Below are 19,107 nucleotides of genomic sequence, written 5' to 3' on the forward strand. Positions count from 1 at the left end.
GAGGGTAGACCATCGTGGAAAATTAGCTGGCTATCGATTTAATAGCCTTTTCCTATGAATCACGACGGTGCAACAAACTGTCGTAAATCCACTGTCTCAGCCAGGTGACGGCCTGAAGAGGTACGCCCTCTTCATAGTTGACTGTCAATTGTGCGCACAGTTCGGCAAAGCCCCAGCCTTCATTGACCATGCCGGTCAATGCCTGTGCTTCGTCGGGTGGCGGGCTGGCCTGGTAGGGCCAGACCCTCAACCCTCCTCTTTCAGCTTGAGCAGCGGCTCCTGGAACCGCAGCAAACGCCCGGCATTACCCAGTACCAGCAAGGTGCTGAGGTTGTGCAGGATCGCAGCAATCATCGCCCCTGCCGCGCCAAGCCAGCCAAACGCAGCGAACGCAACGATCGCCAGCGTCCAGCCCAGACCGATGATTACATTGACCTGCAACGTTTGCCGGCACTGGCGACTCAGGCGTACGCAGGTGCCGAGCCGGCGCAGATCGCTGCCGATCAGTACGATGTCAGCCGAGGCCAGGGCGATATCCGCCCCGCCTGCACCCATCGCCACACCCACTACGCCAGCCTTGAGCGCCAGCGAATCGTTGATGCCATCACCGACCACCATTGGCCGGAAGCCACTGCCGATTTCCGTCAACACGCGGTTGAGTTTGTCTTCCGGCAAGGCTTGGGCTTCAACATCGCTGATGCCGACCTCCCGGGCCAGGCTATGGGCGACGCTCTGCCGATCACCAGTCAACAACAACTGCCGGCCAAGGCCCAACTCGCGCAGTTCACTCAAGGCAAAGCGCGCTTCCGGTTTGACGCTGTCAGCCAGCAACAACCACGCAAGGAAACGCCCATTCAACGCCAGACCGGCAATCGGCCCGTCGTGCTCTGGCACCGTCGAGGTGGCGATACCCAACTGCGCAAACAACTCTGGCCGACCGAGCGCTGCTTCGCCCTGCTCTGTCATCGCCACCACACCCAAGCCCTGACGTTCACGGATGTCCGACAGCAGCAGGAAATGCTCTTGGGCAACCAACCCGGCCAACGCCCGACTGACCGGGTGGCTGCTCGCCGAACCGAGGCTGGCCGCCAGTTTCAGCAACGTGCTGCGGTCCTCGACCGGACTGTCGATCGACTGCAGACGCAATGTGCCGAACGTCAGGGTACCGGTCTTGTCGACCACCAGCGAGGTCAGGTCCGCCAACTCTTCGAGGAATGCCGAACTGCGAATCAGAATGCCGTGGCGCGCCGCCACTGCGATCCCGGCAATCGCCGTCGCCGGGGCCGACAGCACCAACGCACATGGGCACGCGGCAACCAACACCGCGAGCATGGCTTGCGCATCATTGGTGACGAACCAGGTCACGGCGGCCAACAGCAACACCAGTACCATGTAGCTACCGGCGTAGCGCTCCAGCAAACGGGTGATCGGCGGCTTGGAACGCTCGGCGCTTTGCATCAGTGCGATGACTTTACCGAGGGTCGATTCGTTGCCGGTGCGGGTCACTTCCAGCCGCAGTAAGCCATCGAGGTTGATCGCCCCGCCGAACACTTGCATGCCGACGGTGGCCTCAAGTGGCACCGACTCACCGGTAATCGGCGCAGTGTCCAGACTGGCCTGACCGGACAGCACCAGCCCATCGGCCGGCACCCGATCACCTGCGCGCACTTCCACGATGTCCCCAGCCTTCAGCGCACCGTTGTCGATTTCGACAATCGAGCCATCAGCCTGAACCTTGCGCGCGTGGCTGCGGGTCAGACGACCGAGGGCGTGGATCGCTTCCTGAGAGCCAATCACGCTGCGCTCTTCCAGCACGTGGCCGAAGATCATGATGATCGGCAACAACGCCGCCGTCAGCAGATCGCCCGTGGCCCAGGCACCCATCATTGCCAAAGCGATCAGTTGATCGGTGATTCCGTGCAGGCTCGGATAACGCAGGCTGTACCAGGCCGAACGCATGACCGGAACAGCCACCAGCAACGACGCTAACCCGAGCAGCAGTTGGCTGACGCCGGTTTGCTCTGGCGATAACCAGCGCCAGACCAGCCCCAGACCGAGCAAGCCCAGGGCGAGCATCGCCAGGGTCAGTTGGCGCGCGGCGCTGCGTTGTTCTGCGGTGGTCAGCATGCTTGGCGCGGCGGCAGTTTGAGCTGTCATTGTTCGGCTCCCTGAATGATCAGGCGGGAATCGTCTTTAGGGTTGACCGTGGTGACCGAACCGGCCTGACCGAGAATTTTTGGCATGCGCTCGCGGTAGATCCGCAAGAGCATTTCCGGATCGGTACCCTGCTGTTGCGCCTGCGCAAGGCTGAGCACCGTAGCGGTGTCGGCCGACGCTTTGGCCAGGCGTTCGCTGGCTTGAGCGTGAGCCACTTGCAGCGTGTGGTCAGCTTGTTGGGTGGCGGTCTGGGTGAGCTTTTCAGCTTCAGTGCGCGCGTTGGCTACGGCTTTATCTGCCTGCTGGCTCGCCGTGAGTACCGCGTTGAAAGCATTGACCGCAGGTCCTGGCAGACTCGACTGCACGTCGACCCGTGCCACCTCAATCCCCAATCCCTGCCCCGTCGCGGTCAATTCGGCCAAGCGTTGATTGATCCCTTGCACCAGATCACCGCGCAATCGTTCGCGACGCTCGGCGGCCTTATTGTCGGCACCGATCAACTCCGGCCGAGCGACCAGAATGGTGTCCAGGTCTCGTGCAGCCGTCAGCGCCACCGCACTGCGAGTCACCAACCGATCCAGCGCCGGCAGCACATGTTCACCCTGCAGGACGAAGGCGTAAGGTTCGGTCACTTTGTAAAACACCCGAACGTCCAGTTGCACCACACCCGAATCACCGGTGAGCAAATACCCAGAGCCGGCCAACGCATCGCTCAGCGGTGCGGCGAAACTCGCCACACGCTCACCTTGCAGCGCGGCATCAGAGCGCAGCAGATTTTCCACCCGCCGCTCGATCACCCGATCCGCCGCCGGGAGTAAAACTACCTGCTCGAACGGACGCGGCCACGCCAATAACAAGCCAGCGTTCTGAATGCGATCCAGCGCACCGAAGTGCAGTACCACGGCGCGATTCTGCGGATCAATCTGCCGCACATTGGAAAAAGCCCAGGCCAGCGCAGCCAGCACCGTTACGGCATAAAGCGCGAGAAATGTCAGACGCCCTGCCTGAATCCACGGGCTGCTGAGCTCATTTGTTCCACGTGGAACCTCACTCATGGCTGCGACCCAGACTTGTTATCCAGCGTCGGTGGCCCGTCGACCAATACCCGGAATGGGGCGGCATCGGTACGCAATATCAGCTTGGTGCCCCGCGTTACCATCGTGCCCAAGGTGTCCAGCGAGCGCAGCAAGTTATACAGCTGCGGCGAACCGGCGTAGGCCTTACCGTAAATCTGCGCCGCTTCAACCCGAGACTGAGCTTCGATATCAGCGGCTTTCACCGTCGCGTCGGCCTGAACAATCCGCGCATCGCGCTCGGCCGCCGAACGGATTTGCGCCGCTTCGCGTTTGCCAATGGCGGTGCGTTCGGTGGCGATGGTTTCACGCTCGGCGCGCATACGATCGACAGTGGCGGTCAGGGTCACTGAAGGCAACGTCAGCCGTTCGATGCCGACTTGCAGCACACGCACACCGTAAGTGGTCAGCAGTTGCTGATCGATCTGCTTGCGCAGTTGTGCCTCAAAATCGGCGATATGCACTTGGTTGGCGTCGGTGTTCACCAGATTGGCCAGGTCGAAACTGCTGGCGGTGGTTTCCAGCGCGGAGCCCACAAATGTTCGAATCTGCCGCGCTGCTTCGTCCGGCTGATTCTGCACGGCACGCATGAAGCGCTGCACGTTGTCCGGATCGCCCTGCACCTGCCACGCCACGTAGGCTTGAACGATGATCCGCAAACCATCGCGGGTGCCCACGTCCTGCAAACCGCTGGAGGTGGTGCGCAGTCGCAAATCCACCGGAATCGCTGCCTCGAACGGTGCCGGCCAACGCCAGCCGAGGCCCGGCTCCAGCAACACCCGCGACGGATTGCCGAAACGGGTAATCACCGTCGCCTCGCCCGAGCGCACTTGCACCAGGCTGGCCGCAGCAACGGCAAACAGCACCAGCAACGCTGCCCAGCCCATTCGCCTCCATGGAAATGGACCCGCCTCTTGTGGGTCGCCATGGTGATGATGGTGGCCGTGATGATGCCCGCCATGGCCATGGTCATGGCCGGCGTGGTCGTCGTGATTATCATGCGGCTCGTGGGAATGCGACGGGCTCAATTGACGGCTCCTGACTGAACGGGTTGACGTGACGGCGAAATGTCAGTCGGTAAGGTGGCGGGTAACGTGTAGCTGCGTAAGTCGATGGTCGGCGTACTGTTGCCGCCCAGACGATGATCGAGAACCAGTACTTTGGCGCTGGCCAGGCCCTGCGTCAGCTGGGCGAAGTATTGCTCCAACACGAAGGCCCGACCGGCTGCGGCATAAGCCTTGCGCTCGGCAGCGAAACGCAGGTCGGCAGCCTGGGCCGCGGCGTTGACTTCGCGGGCCGTGGCCAGCGCTTGGTCATTGGCGACACTGGCCTGCAATTGCGCCTGATTGGTTTGCTCGGCAGCCGCACCGCGCTCGCGGGAGATCAAGGCTTGCGCGCCGATCTGCGCCGCTTGCACACCGTGATAGGCATTGGCTGCACCCGCCGGCGGGTGAATCGCTTCGACCACCGTGGCGAGAATTTCCACGCCGCTGTCGAGTTTCTGCAAATCGGCCTGCACTGCACGACCAATGTCTTCGGCAAGCCCTACCCGATCTGCACCAAGCAAACCATCAAGGGTCCGCGAGGCGAAGTCGTGCACCAGAACCCGGCTGGCGGTGCTGCGAATCAGCGTCGGAACATCGGTGCTGTTATAGGTCGCCGCCAACGCGGCCTGATCGCTCAAACCGATTCGATAGACGAAACGCACGTCCATGTTAACGATCTGAAAACTCTGCTTGTCGTTGCTGCTACTGGCAATGACCTGAGACTTGTCATTCACGTGGCTGGCGTCCCACAACCGGTTGGCAATCGCCGGTGCTGGCCCTTCAGCAGGTTCGGCCACCGTCACCGCCGGCGCGTCACCGACGCTGGTCGCCAACTCGTGAACCACTCCATTTTCAACGCTTAATACCCGGCCCAGTGGCCAAGGCAAACCGGCATGCAAACCCGGGCCGAAGACCTGCACCGGTTTGCCGAAGCGCTCATAGATCCCCCGCCCTTGCAGCGGTATTTCGTGAATCCCGGTCAGCAACCAGCCCACGGCCAGCACCACCGTCAACACCGGCAAGAACGCCCGACGTATATAGGTGAAGGCCCAGATCTGCCGCAGGTCGATGCCAAAACGGTTATGCAGTTCGTGCTGCAACGCCAGCAAGGGCTGCGGCGGCCAACGCAACATATCCGCGACAAAACTGCGCGCCAGCAGCGTCGGTTCGAGCAGATCACGACGTGGACTGAACAACGACAACACCGCACGCAGCAACAACTCTGCAGCGACTAGGCCCGGAAGCAAACCGATCAACACGGCCAGGCGCACCGGCCAGATGGCGCTTTCGCTGCTGAACAACAGGCACAGCGCGCCGATCACCAGACAGATGATCGCCACACGGGTGTGCTGCGCCAACTGTCCGGCTTCAGGCCATTCGGCCACATTTTCCTGGGCCAATTGACGCTCGAATACCAGCAACCCGAAGGCCAGCAGCAACGAAATCGCCGCCCCAACGCTGGCCGAGAGGCCCAGTGCAGTGGCGGGCAGTGTCAGGCTCCAGAACTGTTCAATGCTGAACAACGCCAGCAATGACCAACCAGCCAGCCATAACGTCGGCGCGCCGATCTGCCTCAGCACCCCGACCCAGCGCACACCCGCACGTGCCAGCAGTCGCTCATACCAGCCGAGCGCCTCGGTGGGTTCGACCTGTTCTGCAGCCAGCACCACCACCGGTTCAACCAGCGCCCGCGCCCGCCATCGGGTGACCCACCAGGCCGATTGCAAGCCGGCGACTACGACGATCAACGCCGAGGCCTGATTGACCAATAGCGGCGCCCAGAGCGATTGCGGCGCAAACAGCCCGACAAAAAACGCCAGCACCCATCCTGCCGCCGCCAGGCCCGCCAGGCCGATGCCCACCAGCTTCAACCGACGCCCATGAAACACCGCCTGCAGAAAACGCGGCAGCCCTTCCACGTTCGCCCCCTCAGACTCCAGATCGACTTGCATACCACCTCAGTACTTACGGATACCTGAACCTGGCCAGAGGATAAGTCATCAGGCCGTTGTGTTTGTTGCAAATTGTTACGATATAACGAGGGTAGTGAGTTTTTTGCTATCCCATCACCAAACCCGCACAAATGATGAAGCAGCAAGATGAAAGCTTAGCCGGGCTGACCAAGGGCATCAGCTCGGCAAATGCCCCAACGGCAATGGCCCTGGGGTTTTCACGGTGTGGATCGCAAAGTTGCTGCGGATATCACTCACGCCCGGCAACTTGAGCAGGCTGCCGGTCAGAAAGCGCTCGTAACCGCGCAAATCCGGCACCACCACTTGCAGCAGAAAATCCGACTCACCTGACACCAGAAACGCCGAAATCACCTCGGGCAAGGCCGTCACGGCCAAACGAAACGCTTCGGCCTCTTCGTCGTTGTGGCGCTCGACCTTGACCCCGACAAACACGGTCAACCCCAGCCCCACTTCGTCACGGTCCAGGTTGGCTTGATACCCGCGAATCACCCCAGCCTCTTCCAGCATCCGCACCCGACGCAAACACGGCGAGGCCGACAGGCCGATCTCGTCCGCCAGTTGCACGTTGCTCAGGCGACCGTCGCGTTGCAGCGCGGCGAGGATTCGGCGGTCGTAAGCGTCCAGTTTCATGGTTTGGCAGTTCCCGACTGTTTTGATTCATTGATTGGCAGAAGCTGCCAAGTCTAGCTGTTTCCGAGAGCGACTACGCAAGCACCTGCCCTGCCCTTCGGCCCTAGACTTTGATCACCGAATCGCTAACGAGTGGGTGCAACATGGCAGAGCTCTGGATGTTCTTTTTGGCCTTGGCGGTGGTTTACCTGTTGCCCGGCCCGGACATGATTCTGCTGCTGCAAACCGGCGCCAGGCAGGGTAAAGCCGCGGCGCTGGCCACCGCCATCGGCCTGGCGATTGCCCGTGGTTGCCACGTTGCGCTGGCCGCGCTGGGTCTGGCGACGCTGTTCAAGGCGGCGCCCTGGACTTTCGAAGTGGTGCGTCTGGCCGGCGCTGCGTATCTGCTATGGCTGGGGATTCAATGCCTGCGCTCGAACATGCTGCCGAACCTGAACGCCGGAGGTGTCACACCGTCGAAACTGGCGTGGCGCGAGGCAATCCAACGCGGTTTGCTGACCAACCTGCTCAACCCCAAGGCATTGCTGTTCTGCTCGGTGCTGTTGCCGCAATTCATCGACCCGCAGGCAGGGCCAGTACTGACACAATTCGCGACGTTGGGCATGTTGCTGGTGGTGGCCGGTTTGCTGTTCGACAGTTGCTACGCGCTGATCGGGGCCTGGCTCGGTCGCTGGCTGGAACGCAGCCCGTCGGCGCAGCGCGTGCAGCAATGGCTGTTTGGCAGCCTGCTGATCGGATTTGCACTGCGCCTGACTTTCGTGCAACAGGCCTAAGGTCTTGCCTTGCGCTTGTGGCGATTGATCAGCCACAGCGCCAGAGCCGTGAACACCACTACGGAACCCATTTGCAGCCATTTTTTATACGGTTTATACGGCCGCAAAGCTGAGCGCACGGGTTCCAGCACTTGGGTCACATAACGTTTGTCGGCGTTCTGGAAATCGGGATACGGGCATTGATGCCCAAAGTTCACCGCCCACTCCACATACGGACCTTCTTTGACGTAGCGCTGATAGAACGCACTTTCTTCCTCAAGGCTGGTTCCCCAACCCGCCGCTGCGCATAACACCGCCGCGAACGCCTGACTGCTGTGGGGCAGCAGGTCGGCGGCTTTGCTGGCCAGCCCCGTGGCGACATACCGATAGTGGAAGCGCTCATCCGGTCTGGCTGCACTGGCTAGCTGGCGTTGTACCTCACCTTCAGTGATCAGCGGCCCGACTTTCAGCTCAGTACGCTCGAGGCTGTAGTTGCCGTCAAACGTCACGTAATCCGGAGCCATTTCGTAGCCGAGAAGCTCCATCCCCCACTCGCGTGCCATCCAGGCTGCGTTGAAATAATCCGCTGCACGACGGGTTGGCCACCAGCGCGACTCGGCATCCTGACGTAACTGCCCGTAGGCTCGTGCCTTGGCTTGCAACTCGGGATTGTCAAAGTAAGCCGGCGCTTCGTCGTAGCGCTCCTCTCGCAGCAAGCGCCGCCCAAGCAATTCACGCAGACGTGCCGCGACCGACAATGGCTGGTGGCGGTCGCGATCCTGCTGGGTCAACGGCGTCGGCGCCGGCACCTGGCGGTCGACAAACTGCTTGAGCTCATCGACGGTCAGCACCCGCTCCGCCACGACGGCCGCGTCCTCCCAATACAGATCCTGACTGCGATACAACTGCTCGAACGCTTGCAGATAATCGCCACGCTCCAGCGCCAGCAGCGCACTTTCACCGTCGACCCGGCAGCCCGGTTTAAGGGTTTCATAATCGCCACTTGAGGTGCTGCGATATCCCCAGTCTTCATTCTGCGGGAAGGCTTTGGCCGCCTTGGCATAGGCGCTGGCAGCCGCCGCTTTGTCGCCCTCACGCAGGGCCATTTTGGCTCGCAACCACCAGGCCAGACCACTATCGCCGGCGTGTTCAAGCAGGGCTTTGGCGGTGGCGTAGTCACCGATCTGATAATTCAGCGCCGCCAGGCGGTCGGCGTTATCCAGACTGCCGACGGTGCTCCCTGTCAGCGCCTTGATCAATTTTTGTTCACTGGGGGGGTGTTCACCGTACGACCAGCCGACATGGCTGATCAACGCCGCCGTGACCAATTGCTGCACCGCTTTGCCTTTGAGCAACTCGCGCAGCGGCTCCTCAGGCATTGCGCTCAACTCTTGCAGCAATTGCTTGAGCGAACTGAGACCGACCTGCGAGCCTTGCAGGCTCTGGGTCGCGTAAAGCTCGACGGCGGTGTTCCAATCGCCTGCCAGACGTACCAGCCGTGCTTCTTCGCCGAGGCTGGCGATGCCCAACTCCTGAGGATCGCTGAAGCCCTCGATACTCAATTGGCGGGTCAGCACAAACACCTGTCGGGCCTGTTGCAGCGCCTCACGACGGCCAGCGTCGTCGAGGTCATTGGCCTCCTGGCTGATGGCGAACAAGGCCCGACCCAGCGAATACGCGGCCCATGTGCTGCGCAACGCGCGCTGATCGGCCGGCAGCGCCAGCACTTTGCGAAAATACTCCGCTGCCACGGCATGTTCGCCCGCGTTGAAGGCCACAGCACCTGTGGTGTACAGACTGAGTTCAGGCGGCAGGCTGACGCCGTCGGCTTGAACCTGTTGCGTTCGCAGCTGAGCCACCTGCGCCCGCTGAGCGTCGCTCAACCCCACCTGCTCATCGGTGTTTCGCGCCTGCACATAAAAATCGTCGCCCGAGCCGTAAACGTAGACCTGCGTCATCCTCTCGGCAGGCTTCAGACCGGCGATGGTTTTGCCCAGGCGATTCACTTCGAACAGGAAGCTGCCTTCCGGCATTTCGCCCAGGGTTTGCGTCCGGTCACCCAGCAAACGCAGCGGAAAATCAGGCCCACAGGCGATCGCCGAACCCAGCGGTAGACAGAGGCTTATAGCGAGTAAGTGACGCGGCCAGTTACGGATAGACATGCGAGCTTCCTTGATCAATTTTTGTGCAGCGCGCCCAACCAATGGCGCGCTCGGCCTCTGCCGGCAAACGGCCGTCTTTGAGGCGGGTAAAGCTGAGTTGTCCGGGCGTCTGTTGCACGGCATAACCGTTGAGCGCATCCACCGCATCGCATTGCGTGACGGCCAGCGTCACGCGCTGGGGTAGACCACCATCGAGGTTGCCGCGATTGCTCACGGCGATGTCGTACAGACCGTCGTTGTCGGAAAGGTTCAGCTTCAGTTGGCTCTCCAGCCGATCACCCTGCGACACGGCGCGTAACGTTGCCAGGCTCCAGGCGCGTCGGTCGCCCTTGAGCGGCAGACGGAACCAGATCAACCCCGCCAGATGGGCCGGTGGTTCGGCGCGCAGTTGGGAGGCGAGCCTGGATAATTGCAGCGGATCGGCCAACAGTTCACGGCGCGACCCAACGCGCTCGATCGGCACTTCGCTTTCAACCAGCGGCGCCCCGCCGTCCCCCGGCAGCAGCGCGATGCCGTACGCCGGCAACGCCAGGTAAAAGGGTTTCGCGGTGATCCGGCTCCAGCGCCCGGCCCATTCTTTTGCTTGAACGGGATCAAACAACCCGCGCTCGGGATTGCTCACCGCATGCACTTGCAACACGCTGCTGTCGACCACCGCCAGCAACGCCGGCAATTGTGGACTGTCGAGCCAGGCAGGCAGCGCGGTGATGCTGAGTTTCAGCGTGGCCGGCAGTACGTTGCGCAACCTGGCGAGAAACTCACGGTAAGCCGGCAAGCGCGCCGTGCCGGCATCGTGGTCAATCTCGACGCCGGTCAGTGTCAGGCCTTGGGCCTGCCAATCAGCGACTACCTGCTGGATCTGCGCTGTGGTTTCGGTTTGATCCAGCGACTTGAGCTGGCCATCGAGTCGAATCACCGCGATCAGTGGACGGCCATCGTTTTTCAATAGCGCCGGATTGATCCGCGCACGGCGCCAGCCGGCCTGTGGATAAGTCTGCAAGGCGAGCACCCGCAGCGTCGAAAAGTCCTCGCGCGATTGCGCCAGGGCGGCGTCATGGGCGTCAGTCCATTGCCGCTGCCAGACGTAAAGTTGTTGATCGAGCGGTGGCGCGTCCTGCTGCCGGCAACCGTTGAGCAGCCCCAAAACGGCCAGAAAAACCGCGCACAGAGCGAAATAAGTCGCTGACATAAAGGCCTTTGAGCGGAACGTTATCCCTTAACGCAAAAAGGGCCTCGCAGGGCCCTTGTTGCTCAGCGTGTCAGCCTACGCAGCCACAGGCTTGCGGGCAATGATCACCTGACTTTTCGCTACCACCGCGTCCAGCGCCTGCTTGATCTGCTCCCCTCGCGGCGAATCCAGCACAGCCTGCCAGGTGTTAGCCCAGTGATTGAGCAGCGGATGATCGGCGTTGCTGAAATCGACCTTGGCTTCCCAGAACAGCAGCATCCACATCGACCAGTAGAAGCCGTACTGGCTGTGGCTGATCAGTTCCAGGCCGGCATCGCTGACCATCTGCTTGAACTGCGCTTCGCTGATGATGCGGATGTGGTTGGGTTTCTGGAAATACTCGGGAGAGGCGATGCCTTTTTGCAGGTTTTCGGAACTGGGATGGGGGACAGTCAGCAAATACAGCGCGCCGGGCTTGCCCACGCGGACCAGTTCGGCGAGGAACTGTGCCGGATCGTCCACATGTTCGATGACCTCGGTGGAGACCACCCGCGTCGCCGTCGCATCGGCGATCGGCAGCGGTGCGCAGTCGGTCACGTGACACTCGACGCTAGGCGCGATGGTGTCGCTCAGACGCTGACGAGTCGCCTCGACCTTGGCCGCATCGATGTCGGCGATGATAATTTTCGCGCCGCGTGTGGCACAGAAATGTACGTTACCGCCGTCACCGCAGCCTACATCAAGCAACGTGTCCTCGGTGGTCACCGGGAAACCAGTGAACAGCTCGCCGGTTTGCTGATTGAACCAGCCGCTGAGGGTCGCGTCATACAGCCCCAGCATGTACGGATCGACCTTGGCTGCAGGCACTTCTGGCTGCACGGGAGCGGGGGCTGGGGCCCTCGCCGTGAGTTTCTTCAAAAGGCTCAGCATGAGGTGACTCCAGAGGATGGAACGGCGGTTCGGGACGTGCCAAGGCGTTTCACAAGGGCAGCGCCGCGATTGCGCATGGGCATTTCGACGAAGCGATAATTGAGCTCGCTCAACAGGACGATCACCCCGCCAGCGATCAGTATTGTCAGGATCGGATGGCCGGCTGGACTGGGCAGACCGGCCGCCTGCAAGCGGAAGATCAATTCGCGGACCAGCGAATAGGCCGGGATGTGGATCAGGTAGATTCCATAGGAGCGGCTGCCGATCCAGGTCATCAGGCTCTTCAGCAGTCCAGCTGGCATCAGGTAATCACGGTTGTAGGACGCCACCCAGACCAACACCGCGCTGAGCACGGCAATCGCACCGATGCGCGAGTTGATGAATGTGAAACGATCAGTCGCCAGCACACTCAGCGCCACCGCAATGGCCAACAGCACCGACACACCGACCCATGGCCGACGCAAAAACGTCGGTTCCCAGCGCACGTAACCGGGTTGCGCACTCCACATGGCCAACAGCACGCCCAGGGCCAGTGCATCGGTTCGGACCACCATCAGAATCGGCGTACGCAGCGTAAACAGCTGTACCGCGACCAACGCCAGCAACGCCCAGACCAGGTGCTTGCGGCAGACCAGAATCAACAGCGGAAACAACAGGTAAAACTGCTCCTCCAGCGACAGGCTCCAGTAGACGAAACTGGTGCCGTACTCGTAATGGTAGAAGCTGTCGGCGAAGCGGAAATTGGCGTACTGCGCCACCGCGGCCAGCGTCGCCTGCAGGTTGGCGTGCAGTGTGCCGAAGGCGGCGGAGCGGTTGATAAACACACACGCCAGCAACATCAGCACCAGCCACAGCCACGCCGACGGCAACAGCCGAAACGCTCGGCGCAGCCAGAAGTTGCGCGTCTGCTCCCAGTACTCCTGACGTGTGCTACAACCTTGCAACGCCGGTATCAGACTGCGTGCGATGACAAAGCCCGAGATGGCGAAAAACAGATCGACGCCCCACCAGGGTTGGCCAAACGCGGTGATGGCTTGCAGCAGGGGCACCGTGTCGGTGAACAGGCTGCCTTGCATGTGATGAAACAACACCCCGAGCACCGCAATGCCGCGCAACAACTCGATATCCATGATTCGCTTGCTGCTCATGCCATCCTCCTGGACGTTGCATCGGCATCCACCGGTTTACGGGCAATGATCACCTGACTCTTGGGCATGAACCGGTCAAGCATCTGCTTGATTGCCAGTCCGTCGGGGTGTGTCAGCAAGTCTTGCCAGGTTTTCGCCCAGCTCTCCATCAGCGGCGGGTACGGCGCCTGAATCCGGTCTCGCACCGCGCCCCCCGGATCTCGCCCGGCGGCCCGCTCGCTGGCCCAGAAAAAGATCATGCCCATGACCCAGAAAAATCCCGTGGCCTGACAATGCTCGATCACCAGTCCGGCGTCCTCCACCAATGCGGCAAACCGCTCGGGGGTGAAAATCTGCACATGATTAGGCGATTGAAAATAGCTGGCCGGTGCGATGCCCTGCTGCAAATGCTCGCCCACCGGCGCCGGCACGCTCAGCAGGTACAACGCGCCGGGACGTCCCATACGCACCAGCTCGGCCATGAATGGCTCGGGCTGATCGATGTGTTCGAGCACTTCCATGCACACCACTTTGCTCGCACAGCCATCGGCCAAGGGCAGCGGCAGGCTGTTGCTCACCAGCCCAAGATTCGGCTTGTCCGACTGCGCCGCTACCTGCCGGGCGAGGTCGCGGACTTTGTCGTGTTCGCTGTCGGTGAAGATCACCGACGCGCCCTGACGTACCGCAAACAACGTCGCCACCCCTTCACCGCAACCGACATCCAGCAAGGTGTCATCCGCCGTGATGGCGAAGCCCTTGAGCAACTCACCGCTGTCACCCAGAAACCAGCCGTCGAGCATGGCGTCGTGCAAGCCTACATCCCTGGGGGACACCGGGCTTGGCACGACCGCTAACGGTTCGGCTTTCACCGCAGGAAACAGACGTTTCACCAGTGCGCGGATCATGCCTCGGGGGTTTCCACGGCAGACACCGCATGGGCCTGGAACAGTCGGGCGAAAAATCCGCCAAGGCGTTGCTCCGCGGTTGCCTGACTGCAGAAGGTTTCGAGACTGGCCACCGCGTGGGCGGACATCTGCGCGTAACGCACGGGATCGTCTTTGGCGACGTCATAGCTGGCCCGATAGGCCCTGCACAACGACGCCCAGTTGGTGACGTAACGCAGTGTGCGGAACGCCCGGCGCGGATCATGGGGCCAGGCGGTCAGCTCATCGGTAGTGTCGATCAGGAAAGCGTTATCGGCGTCCAGGTAATCAATCATCGCCGTGGTGCGTGGTGCCACGGCCGGTTTGCCGCAGGACATGAACTCCATCAACGGCAGACACTGGCCTTCGCCGTAGGAGGTGTTCACCACGTAACTAGTGGCCTGCACCAGACGCTCGTAGTCCGCATCCGCGAGGTAGCCGTAAATCAGTACGATGCGGCAGCGGTAGGACTGATTCTTGTACAAGTGATGGAGGATGTCGCTCAGCGCTTCTTCGGCATCATGGTGGGTCAGTTTGAGCACCAGCGTCGCGTCTTCCACCTCGCGGAAGGTCACGCAGAAGGCACTGAGCATATCTTCCCAGTTCTTGCGCCCGTCACTTGGGTTGAACACCGAGGTGTAGATCACACCGTCGAGTACCAGTTCGTGCTCGCGAGCCGGCGCCTGGAAATCGATACCCTCGCCGGCGCGCAAATGCGCAGGACCAAAGGCACGCAAGTCGAGCAGGCGACTGTCTGCCAGCACTCCCTTGATCGTCAATCGCACCTGACTGGCCAGCGGCTGGCGTTGTAACTGCGCACCGCGCGCGGCAAAACGGTCCCACACCGGCGCGGGCACCGCCATGATCGGATAGTCGGAGCCCATGGCCTCGCGCACGGCGTTGACGGTATAGCTGGAATGGGTAATCGCCGCGCCTGACGCTCGCAATACGTTACGCCAGTCGTTGCGGGGTTCTCCGGCAAACGGCTCGTTGGGAATTGTGCTGAACTCCCAGGCAAACACCGCGAGGGTCGGACAGGCGAAATGTACCGGTGTGCGATGAGGTGGCGAGAACGACAGGAACACGCAGTCTTCCCCACGGGACAGGCAGTCGAGGTACAGGGCATCGACTTCGGTCTGCGGGTCGCTGACCTCCACCACCCGCCCCAACCGCTCCAGCACCGGTCGGTACTCCTTCAGCACGAAGTAATAGCTGTACTCCGAGCGGCCGAGGTTCTGGGCAATGGTGTGCTGGTTGGTTTCCGAATGAATGATGATCAGCATGAGGCGTTATCCGTCACGGCCGCTGCCGGCAAAACCAGCGGTACCAGCCCGAGAAAATCCGACAGGCGCTGCTGCACCGGGGCGAAGGCGCAGTAGTCGTGCATGCGTTCGATGGCGGCGCGGGACATATGCTCATACTGCTGCGGTCGCTCCTTGGCCATTCGATAGCTGTTTTCGTAAGCCGTTTTCAACGAGCCCCAGTCCGGTCGGTAACGCAGGGTGCGATAGATAATGCGACTGTCCTGAGGCCAGATGGTCAGCTCTTCGCTGGACCCGACCACGAACGCCACGCGCTCGTCGATGTAGTCCTCCATGGCGGTGTGGTCCGGGGCGATCACCGGTTTGCCACTGGCCATGAACTCCATCAGCGGCAGGCACAGGCCCTCGCAGCGCGAAGCGTTGACGTAATAGCTGGCGGCTTCGTAGAGCCGGGCGTATTGCGGATCGTCCAGATAACCGTGCATCACCACCACCCGACAGGCGAAGGGCGACAGCTGCGCCAGCAAGGTCATCAGTTCGCTGTAGTAGGACGACAGATCGTTGTGGGTAATCTTCAGCACCAGCGTGGCGTCCTCGGTTTCCCGGAAGGCCCAGCAGAACGCCGTGATCAGTTGATGCCAGTTCTTGCGACCGTCCTGGGGGTTGAACACGCTGACGTAGACCACGCCATCGACCCGGGTTTCGACCTGGGCCGTAGTGTCGGGCAAACCCGTCGAGGCAGGCTCGGGCACCGCAACCGACTGCGGGCCGGCGATAGCGGGCAGGTAGCTGGCCAGTCGGTCATGGGCAGCGTCCGACAAAAGATCGCGAATCCCCTCCCGGTACCACTGGCTCAGGAAATGCGTGCGATCGACCGGCACCGGTTGCGCCTTGCCCAGATCCAGCGCCCACAGGCGCAGGTAGTGGCGGGCAATGACGAAGCGCCGTTTCAGCGTCAGCGGTGGCGGCCGCAAAGCCTCCAGCTCAGCCTCCCTCTCAGCCAACTGCTCGGCGGTCAGCGGAACGGGAATCAGCGCATCGGCAGACAACCCGAGCGTGCGGGTATCGAGAATGCACCCCTTGATGTCCAGGGACGAACCCGGATTGACCGGTAGACTGGTGTGTCGGCTACGAATGGCCGCGAAGTTTTCCCACAACGGTGTCGGCAATACCAACACCGGGAAGTCTTCGCCCATGGCTCGGCGAATCGCCCGGGCGGTGTGACTGGAGAGCGTAATGACCCGGCCCTGGCGAGCCAGCATGTGCGTCCAGTTCTGCTGCGGGTCGTTGTCCCACTGCTCATCGGGAATCGAGTCGAACTCCCAGGCCACCACGCAGATCGTCGGGCACTCAAGGTCGATCGGGGTTTTCTGTAGCGGCGTGAAGGACAGGAACAGGCTGTCTTCGCCAGCGGCAAGCCATTGTCGGTAGAGGGGATCGACCTCGGCGGTGGAGGACACCACATGCACCCGCCCCAGGCTTTCAAGCACTGGGCGATAGGCCTTGAGCACGAAGTAGTAACTGTATTCGGGGCGACCGAGGCTCTGGCTGATGGAGCTGTCGTTGACGTCCGAGTAGAGAATGAAATTCATGGCATCCCACGATGAAGCCGCCGTCCCGGCAGCCTCACTCTTATGACGGTAGCGCCACAGGTCGGACCGTTAAACGGTGCTCGCCCATCGTCTGCATGCCCGCCTGCGTTCTTGTTTTAATGGTCAGCTTCGCCTGGTCGGATAACCGCCATGCCGATCGCTGGGCAATCGTGATGAGGGGCATTCTAAACACATCCGTTGAGGATTCGTGAACCGCCTGGCGAGAATAAATCAGGCTACGCAAACGAGAACTGACCAGTCACGGTAGGACCTGTTGAAATTGCCGCGCAATTGGCACAGATTGGCTACCAAACAACTACAACAACGACTTCGCATGTCAGAAATTTCCGAGAAAGCAGTTAGTGCTATCCGGTTTACCCAGCAAAGACTGGGGTTGCCGAAGTTGGCTCATTGAGGGGGCTGCTGCTTGAAGAAGCGTCTGTTCGTTACGGGTCTGAGTGGATTCGTAGGACGTCATATCCAATCCCGTCTGAACTCTTCTGACTCGGGCTGGGAGTTGTCGCCTGTCCCATCCCGTTATGACCTTTGCGAACCCAAAAGCCTCGACGGTCTGTGGCCGCACGTACCCGACGCCGTGATTCACCTGGCAGGGCAAACCTTCGTCCCCGAAGCCTTTCGTGACCCGGCGAAGACGTTTCAGGTCAACCTGCTGGGCACCCTGAACCTGCTGCAAGCGCTCAAGGCACGAGGCTTCAACGGTACTTTCCTGTATGTCAGCTCCGGCGATGTCTACGGTCAGGTCAACGAAAGCGCCTTGCCGATCGACGAACACCAGCCGCCCTGCCCGCGCAACCCTTATGCCGTGAGCAAGCTTTCAGCGGAAATGCTGTGCCTGCAATGGGGCATGACCGAAGGCTGGCGTGTGCTGGTCGCACGGCCCTTCAATCACATCGGCGCCGGACAGCTGGACAGCTTCGTCATTGCCAGCGCCGCCCGGCAGATCTGTCGGATCAAGCAGGGTCTGCAAGCGCCTGAGCTTGAAGTGGGTGATATCGATGTGACGCGCGATTTTCTCGATGTCAGCGATGTCGTCTCCGCCTACCTGGCCTTGCTTGAACGCGGTGCGCCCGGACAGGTCTACAACATTTGCTCCGGGGTCGAGCAGAGCATTCGTTCCCTGATCGAGCAGTTGGCGGATCTGGCCCAGGTCGATATGCAACTGATTCAAGACCCCGCGCGCCTTCGCCGCGCAGAACAGCGTCGTGTCTGTGGCAGCCATGCCAAGCTGCACCAGACCACAGGATGGGCGCCTGAACTTACAACACAACAATCCTTGCGGGCGATCCTGTCCGACTGGGAGTCACGGGTAAGACAACAATGACAAAAAGTGCATTGATCACGGGGATCACCGGTCAAGACGGCGCCTACCTGGCCAAGCTGCTGCTCGACAAGGGCTATAAAGTCCACGGTATGGTAGCGCGGCGCAGCAGCGACTCACGCTGGCGTCTGCGCGAAATGGGCGTCGAGGGCGACATCGTCTACCTGGACGGTGACATGGCCGACGCCTGCTCTGTGCAGCGCGCAGTCATCAAGTCGGCCCCTGACGAAGTCTATAACCTGGCCGCGCAAAGCTTTGTCGCGGCGTCCTGGGACCAACCCGTGACCACCGGGATTGTCGATGGGCTGGGCGTGACCCACCTGCTCGAAGCCATTCGTCAGTTCAGTCCGCACACCCGTTTTTACCAGGCTTCGACCAGCGAAATGTTTGGCCTGATCCAGGCCGAACAGCAGGACGAAAACACCCCGTTCTATCCGCGCAGCCCGTACGGCGTGGCCAAGCTCTATGGCCACTGGATCACCGTGAACTACCGCGAAAGCTTCAACCTGCACGCCAGTAGCGGCATCCTGTTCAACCACGAATCACCGCTGCGCGGGATCGAATTCGTGACCCGCAAAGTGACCGACGCCGCCGCCCGCATCAAACAGGGCAAGCAGCAGGAATTGCGCCTGGGCAACATCGACGCCAAGCGCGACTGGGGCTTTGCCGGCGACTACGTCGAAGCCATGTGGCTGATGCTGCAACAGGACAAGGCCGATGATTTCGTGGTCGCCACGGGTGTCACCACCACGGTACGCGAGATGTGCCAGATCGCCTTTGAACACGTCGGCCTCAACTACCGCGACTTCGTGAAAATCGACCCGGCGTTTTTCCGCCCGGCCGAAGTCGATGTGCTGCTGGGTAATCCGGCCAAGGCGCAACGACTATTGGGCTGGAAGCCAAAAACAGATTTGCAGACCCTGATCCGCATGATGATGGATGCGGACATGAAACGCGTCGCCAAGGAGTAGGC

16 protein-coding genes are annotated in these 19,107 nt (G+C 61.3%); 3 read left to right on the top strand and 13 right to left on the bottom strand.

Features of this window, described 5'->3' with window-relative positions; all coding sequences use genetic code 11:
• Positions 1-52: 52 nt before the first annotated feature.
• The 6 genes from NTD87_RS01475 to NTD87_RS01500 all read right to left on the bottom strand — a co-directional run bounded on the left by NTD87_RS01475 (position 53) and on the right by NTD87_RS01500 (position 6,879).
• A complete protein-coding gene (locus NTD87_RS01475; RefSeq protein WP_410017447.1) occupies positions 53-250 on the bottom strand; it encodes a hypothetical protein in 198 nt (65 codons plus the stop codon).
• On the bottom strand, positions 247-2,157 hold the full coding sequence (locus NTD87_RS01480; protein WP_262111364.1) for a heavy metal translocating P-type ATPase: 1,911 nt from the start codon (positions 2,155-2,157) through the stop codon (positions 247-249). The genes NTD87_RS01475 and NTD87_RS01480 overlap by 4 nt, the downstream gene beginning before the upstream one ends.
• A complete protein-coding gene (hflK, locus tag NTD87_RS01485; RefSeq protein WP_262111366.1) occupies positions 2,154-3,212 on the bottom strand; it encodes a protease modulator HflK in 1,059 nt (352 codons plus the stop codon). The genes NTD87_RS01480 and hflK (NTD87_RS01485) overlap by 4 nt, the downstream gene beginning before the upstream one ends.
• On the bottom strand, positions 3,209-4,258 hold the full coding sequence (hflC, locus tag NTD87_RS01490) for a protease modulator HflC (RefSeq protein ID WP_262111368.1): 1,050 nt from the start codon (positions 4,256-4,258) through the stop codon (positions 3,209-3,211). The genes hflK (NTD87_RS01485) and hflC overlap by 4 nt, the downstream gene beginning before the upstream one ends.
• Positions 4,255-6,228, bottom strand: a complete 1,974-nt coding sequence (hflK, locus tag NTD87_RS01495; RefSeq protein ID WP_262111369.1) for a protease modulator HflK — start codon at positions 6,226-6,228, stop codon at positions 4,255-4,257. The genes hflC and hflK (NTD87_RS01495) overlap by 4 nt, the downstream gene beginning before the upstream one ends.
• 177 nt (positions 6,229-6,405) lie before the next feature.
• Positions 6,406-6,879, bottom strand: a complete 474-nt coding sequence (locus tag NTD87_RS01500; RefSeq protein WP_054594814.1) for an Lrp/AsnC family transcriptional regulator — start codon at positions 6,877-6,879, stop codon at positions 6,406-6,408.
• A 143-nt stretch (positions 6,880-7,022) separates the two neighbouring features.
• Here NTD87_RS01500 and NTD87_RS01505 point away from each other — a divergent pair, with 143 nt between their 5' ends.
• The gene (locus tag NTD87_RS01505; RefSeq protein ID WP_262111373.1) at positions 7,023-7,652 is read left to right on the top strand and encodes a LysE family translocator; all 630 of its coding nucleotides are present in this window, start codon (positions 7,023-7,025) and stop codon (positions 7,650-7,652) included.
• Here the strand turns inward: NTD87_RS01505 and NTD87_RS01510 are convergent.
• The 7 genes from NTD87_RS01510 to NTD87_RS01540 form a co-directional block, all read right to left on the bottom strand.
• On the bottom strand, positions 7,649-9,793 hold the full coding sequence (locus tag NTD87_RS01510; protein WP_262111375.1) for a hypothetical protein: 2,145 nt from the start codon (positions 9,791-9,793) through the stop codon (positions 7,649-7,651). The two genes, NTD87_RS01505 and NTD87_RS01510, sit on opposite strands and share 4 nt — an antisense overlap.
• A complete protein-coding gene (locus NTD87_RS01515; RefSeq protein WP_262111376.1) occupies positions 9,780-10,982 on the bottom strand; it encodes a DUF3142 domain-containing protein in 1,203 nt (400 codons plus the stop codon). Before NTD87_RS01515 ends, NTD87_RS01510 begins: the two co-directional genes overlap by 14 nt.
• Before the next feature lie 75 nt (positions 10,983-11,057).
• Positions 11,058-11,891, bottom strand: a complete 834-nt coding sequence (locus NTD87_RS01520; protein ID WP_262111377.1) for a class I SAM-dependent methyltransferase — start codon at positions 11,889-11,891, stop codon at positions 11,058-11,060.
• Complete coding sequence (locus NTD87_RS01525) at positions 11,885-13,039, bottom strand: acyltransferase family protein (protein ID WP_262111379.1); 1,155 nt, start codon at positions 13,037-13,039, stop codon at positions 11,885-11,887. The genes NTD87_RS01520 and NTD87_RS01525 overlap by 7 nt, the downstream gene beginning before the upstream one ends.
• Positions 13,036-13,923, bottom strand: coding sequence for a class I SAM-dependent methyltransferase (locus NTD87_RS01530; protein WP_262111381.1), 888 nt, complete (start codon positions 13,921-13,923; stop codon positions 13,036-13,038). The genes NTD87_RS01525 and NTD87_RS01530 overlap by 4 nt, the downstream gene beginning before the upstream one ends.
• Positions 13,920-15,224: a glycosyltransferase gene (locus NTD87_RS01535; RefSeq protein WP_262111383.1), complete on the bottom strand. Its 1,305-nt coding sequence runs from the start codon at positions 15,222-15,224 to the stop codon at positions 13,920-13,922. Before NTD87_RS01535 ends, NTD87_RS01530 begins: the two co-directional genes overlap by 4 nt.
• On the bottom strand, positions 15,218-16,795 hold the full coding sequence (locus NTD87_RS01540) for a glycosyltransferase (RefSeq protein WP_262111385.1): 1,578 nt from the start codon (positions 16,793-16,795) through the stop codon (positions 15,218-15,220). The genes NTD87_RS01535 and NTD87_RS01540 overlap by 7 nt, the downstream gene beginning before the upstream one ends.
• Positions 16,796-17,222: 427 nt before the next feature.
• On the opposite strand from NTD87_RS01540, the gene NTD87_RS01545 reads away from it, so the two are divergent.
• Positions 17,223-18,137, top strand: coding sequence for a GDP-mannose 4,6-dehydratase (locus NTD87_RS01545; protein ID WP_262111386.1), 915 nt, complete (start codon positions 17,223-17,225; stop codon positions 18,135-18,137).
• On the top strand, positions 18,134-19,105 hold the full coding sequence (gene gmd / locus NTD87_RS01550; RefSeq protein ID WP_262111388.1) for a GDP-mannose 4,6-dehydratase: 972 nt from the start codon (positions 18,134-18,136) through the stop codon (positions 19,103-19,105). Before NTD87_RS01545 ends, gmd begins: the two co-directional genes overlap by 4 nt.
• The last annotated feature ends 2 nt before the right edge of the window (positions 19,106-19,107 follow it).

Source organism: Pseudomonas sp. 6D_7.1_Bac1 (assembly GCF_025465945.1).
Taxonomy (GTDB): Bacteria; Pseudomonadota; Gammaproteobacteria; order Pseudomonadales; family Pseudomonadaceae; genus Aquipseudomonas.

Excerpts from the sequence above, each read along its gene's own strand:
- NTD87_RS01515 (WP_262111376.1), bottom strand. The coding sequence starts at position 10,982 with ATGTCAGCGACTTATTTCGCTCTGTGCGCGGTTTTTCTGGCCGTTTTG.
- NTD87_RS01530 (WP_262111381.1), bottom strand. The coding sequence starts at position 13,923 with ATGATCCGCGCACTGGTGAAACGTCTGTTTCCTGCGGTGAAAGCCGAA.
- hflK (WP_262111369.1), bottom strand. The coding sequence starts at position 6,228 with ATGCAAGTCGATCTGGAGTCTGAGGGGGCGAACGTGGAAGGGCTGCCG.
- gmd (WP_262111388.1), top strand. The coding sequence starts at position 18,134 with ATGACAAAAAGTGCATTGATCACGGGGATCACCGGTCAAGACGGCGCC.
- NTD87_RS01525 (WP_262111379.1), bottom strand. The coding sequence starts at position 13,039 with ATGAGCAGCAAGCGAATCATGGATATCGAGTTGTTGCGCGGCATTGCG.
- NTD87_RS01520 (WP_262111377.1), bottom strand. The coding sequence starts at position 11,891 with ATGCTGAGCCTTTTGAAGAAACTCACGGCGAGGGCCCCAGCCCCCGCT.
- NTD87_RS01500 (WP_054594814.1), bottom strand. The coding sequence starts at position 6,879 with ATGAAACTGGACGCTTACGACCGCCGAATCCTCGCCGCGCTGCAACGC.
- hflK (WP_262111366.1), bottom strand. The coding sequence starts at position 3,212 with ATGAGTGAGGTTCCACGTGGAACAAATGAGCTCAGCAGCCCGTGGATT.
- NTD87_RS01535 (WP_262111383.1), bottom strand. The coding sequence starts at position 15,224 with ATGCTGATCATCATTCATTCGGAAACCAACCAGCACACCATTGCCCAG.
- NTD87_RS01540 (WP_262111385.1), bottom strand. The coding sequence starts at position 16,795 with ATGAATTTCATTCTCTACTCGGACGTCAACGACAGCTCCATCAGCCAG.
- NTD87_RS01505 (WP_262111373.1), top strand. The coding sequence starts at position 7,023 with ATGGCAGAGCTCTGGATGTTCTTTTTGGCCTTGGCGGTGGTTTACCTG.
- NTD87_RS01480 (WP_262111364.1), bottom strand. The coding sequence starts at position 2,157 with ATGACAGCTCAAACTGCCGCCGCGCCAAGCATGCTGACCACCGCAGAA.
- NTD87_RS01510 (WP_262111375.1), bottom strand. The coding sequence starts at position 9,793 with ATGTCTATCCGTAACTGGCCGCGTCACTTACTCGCTATAAGCCTCTGT.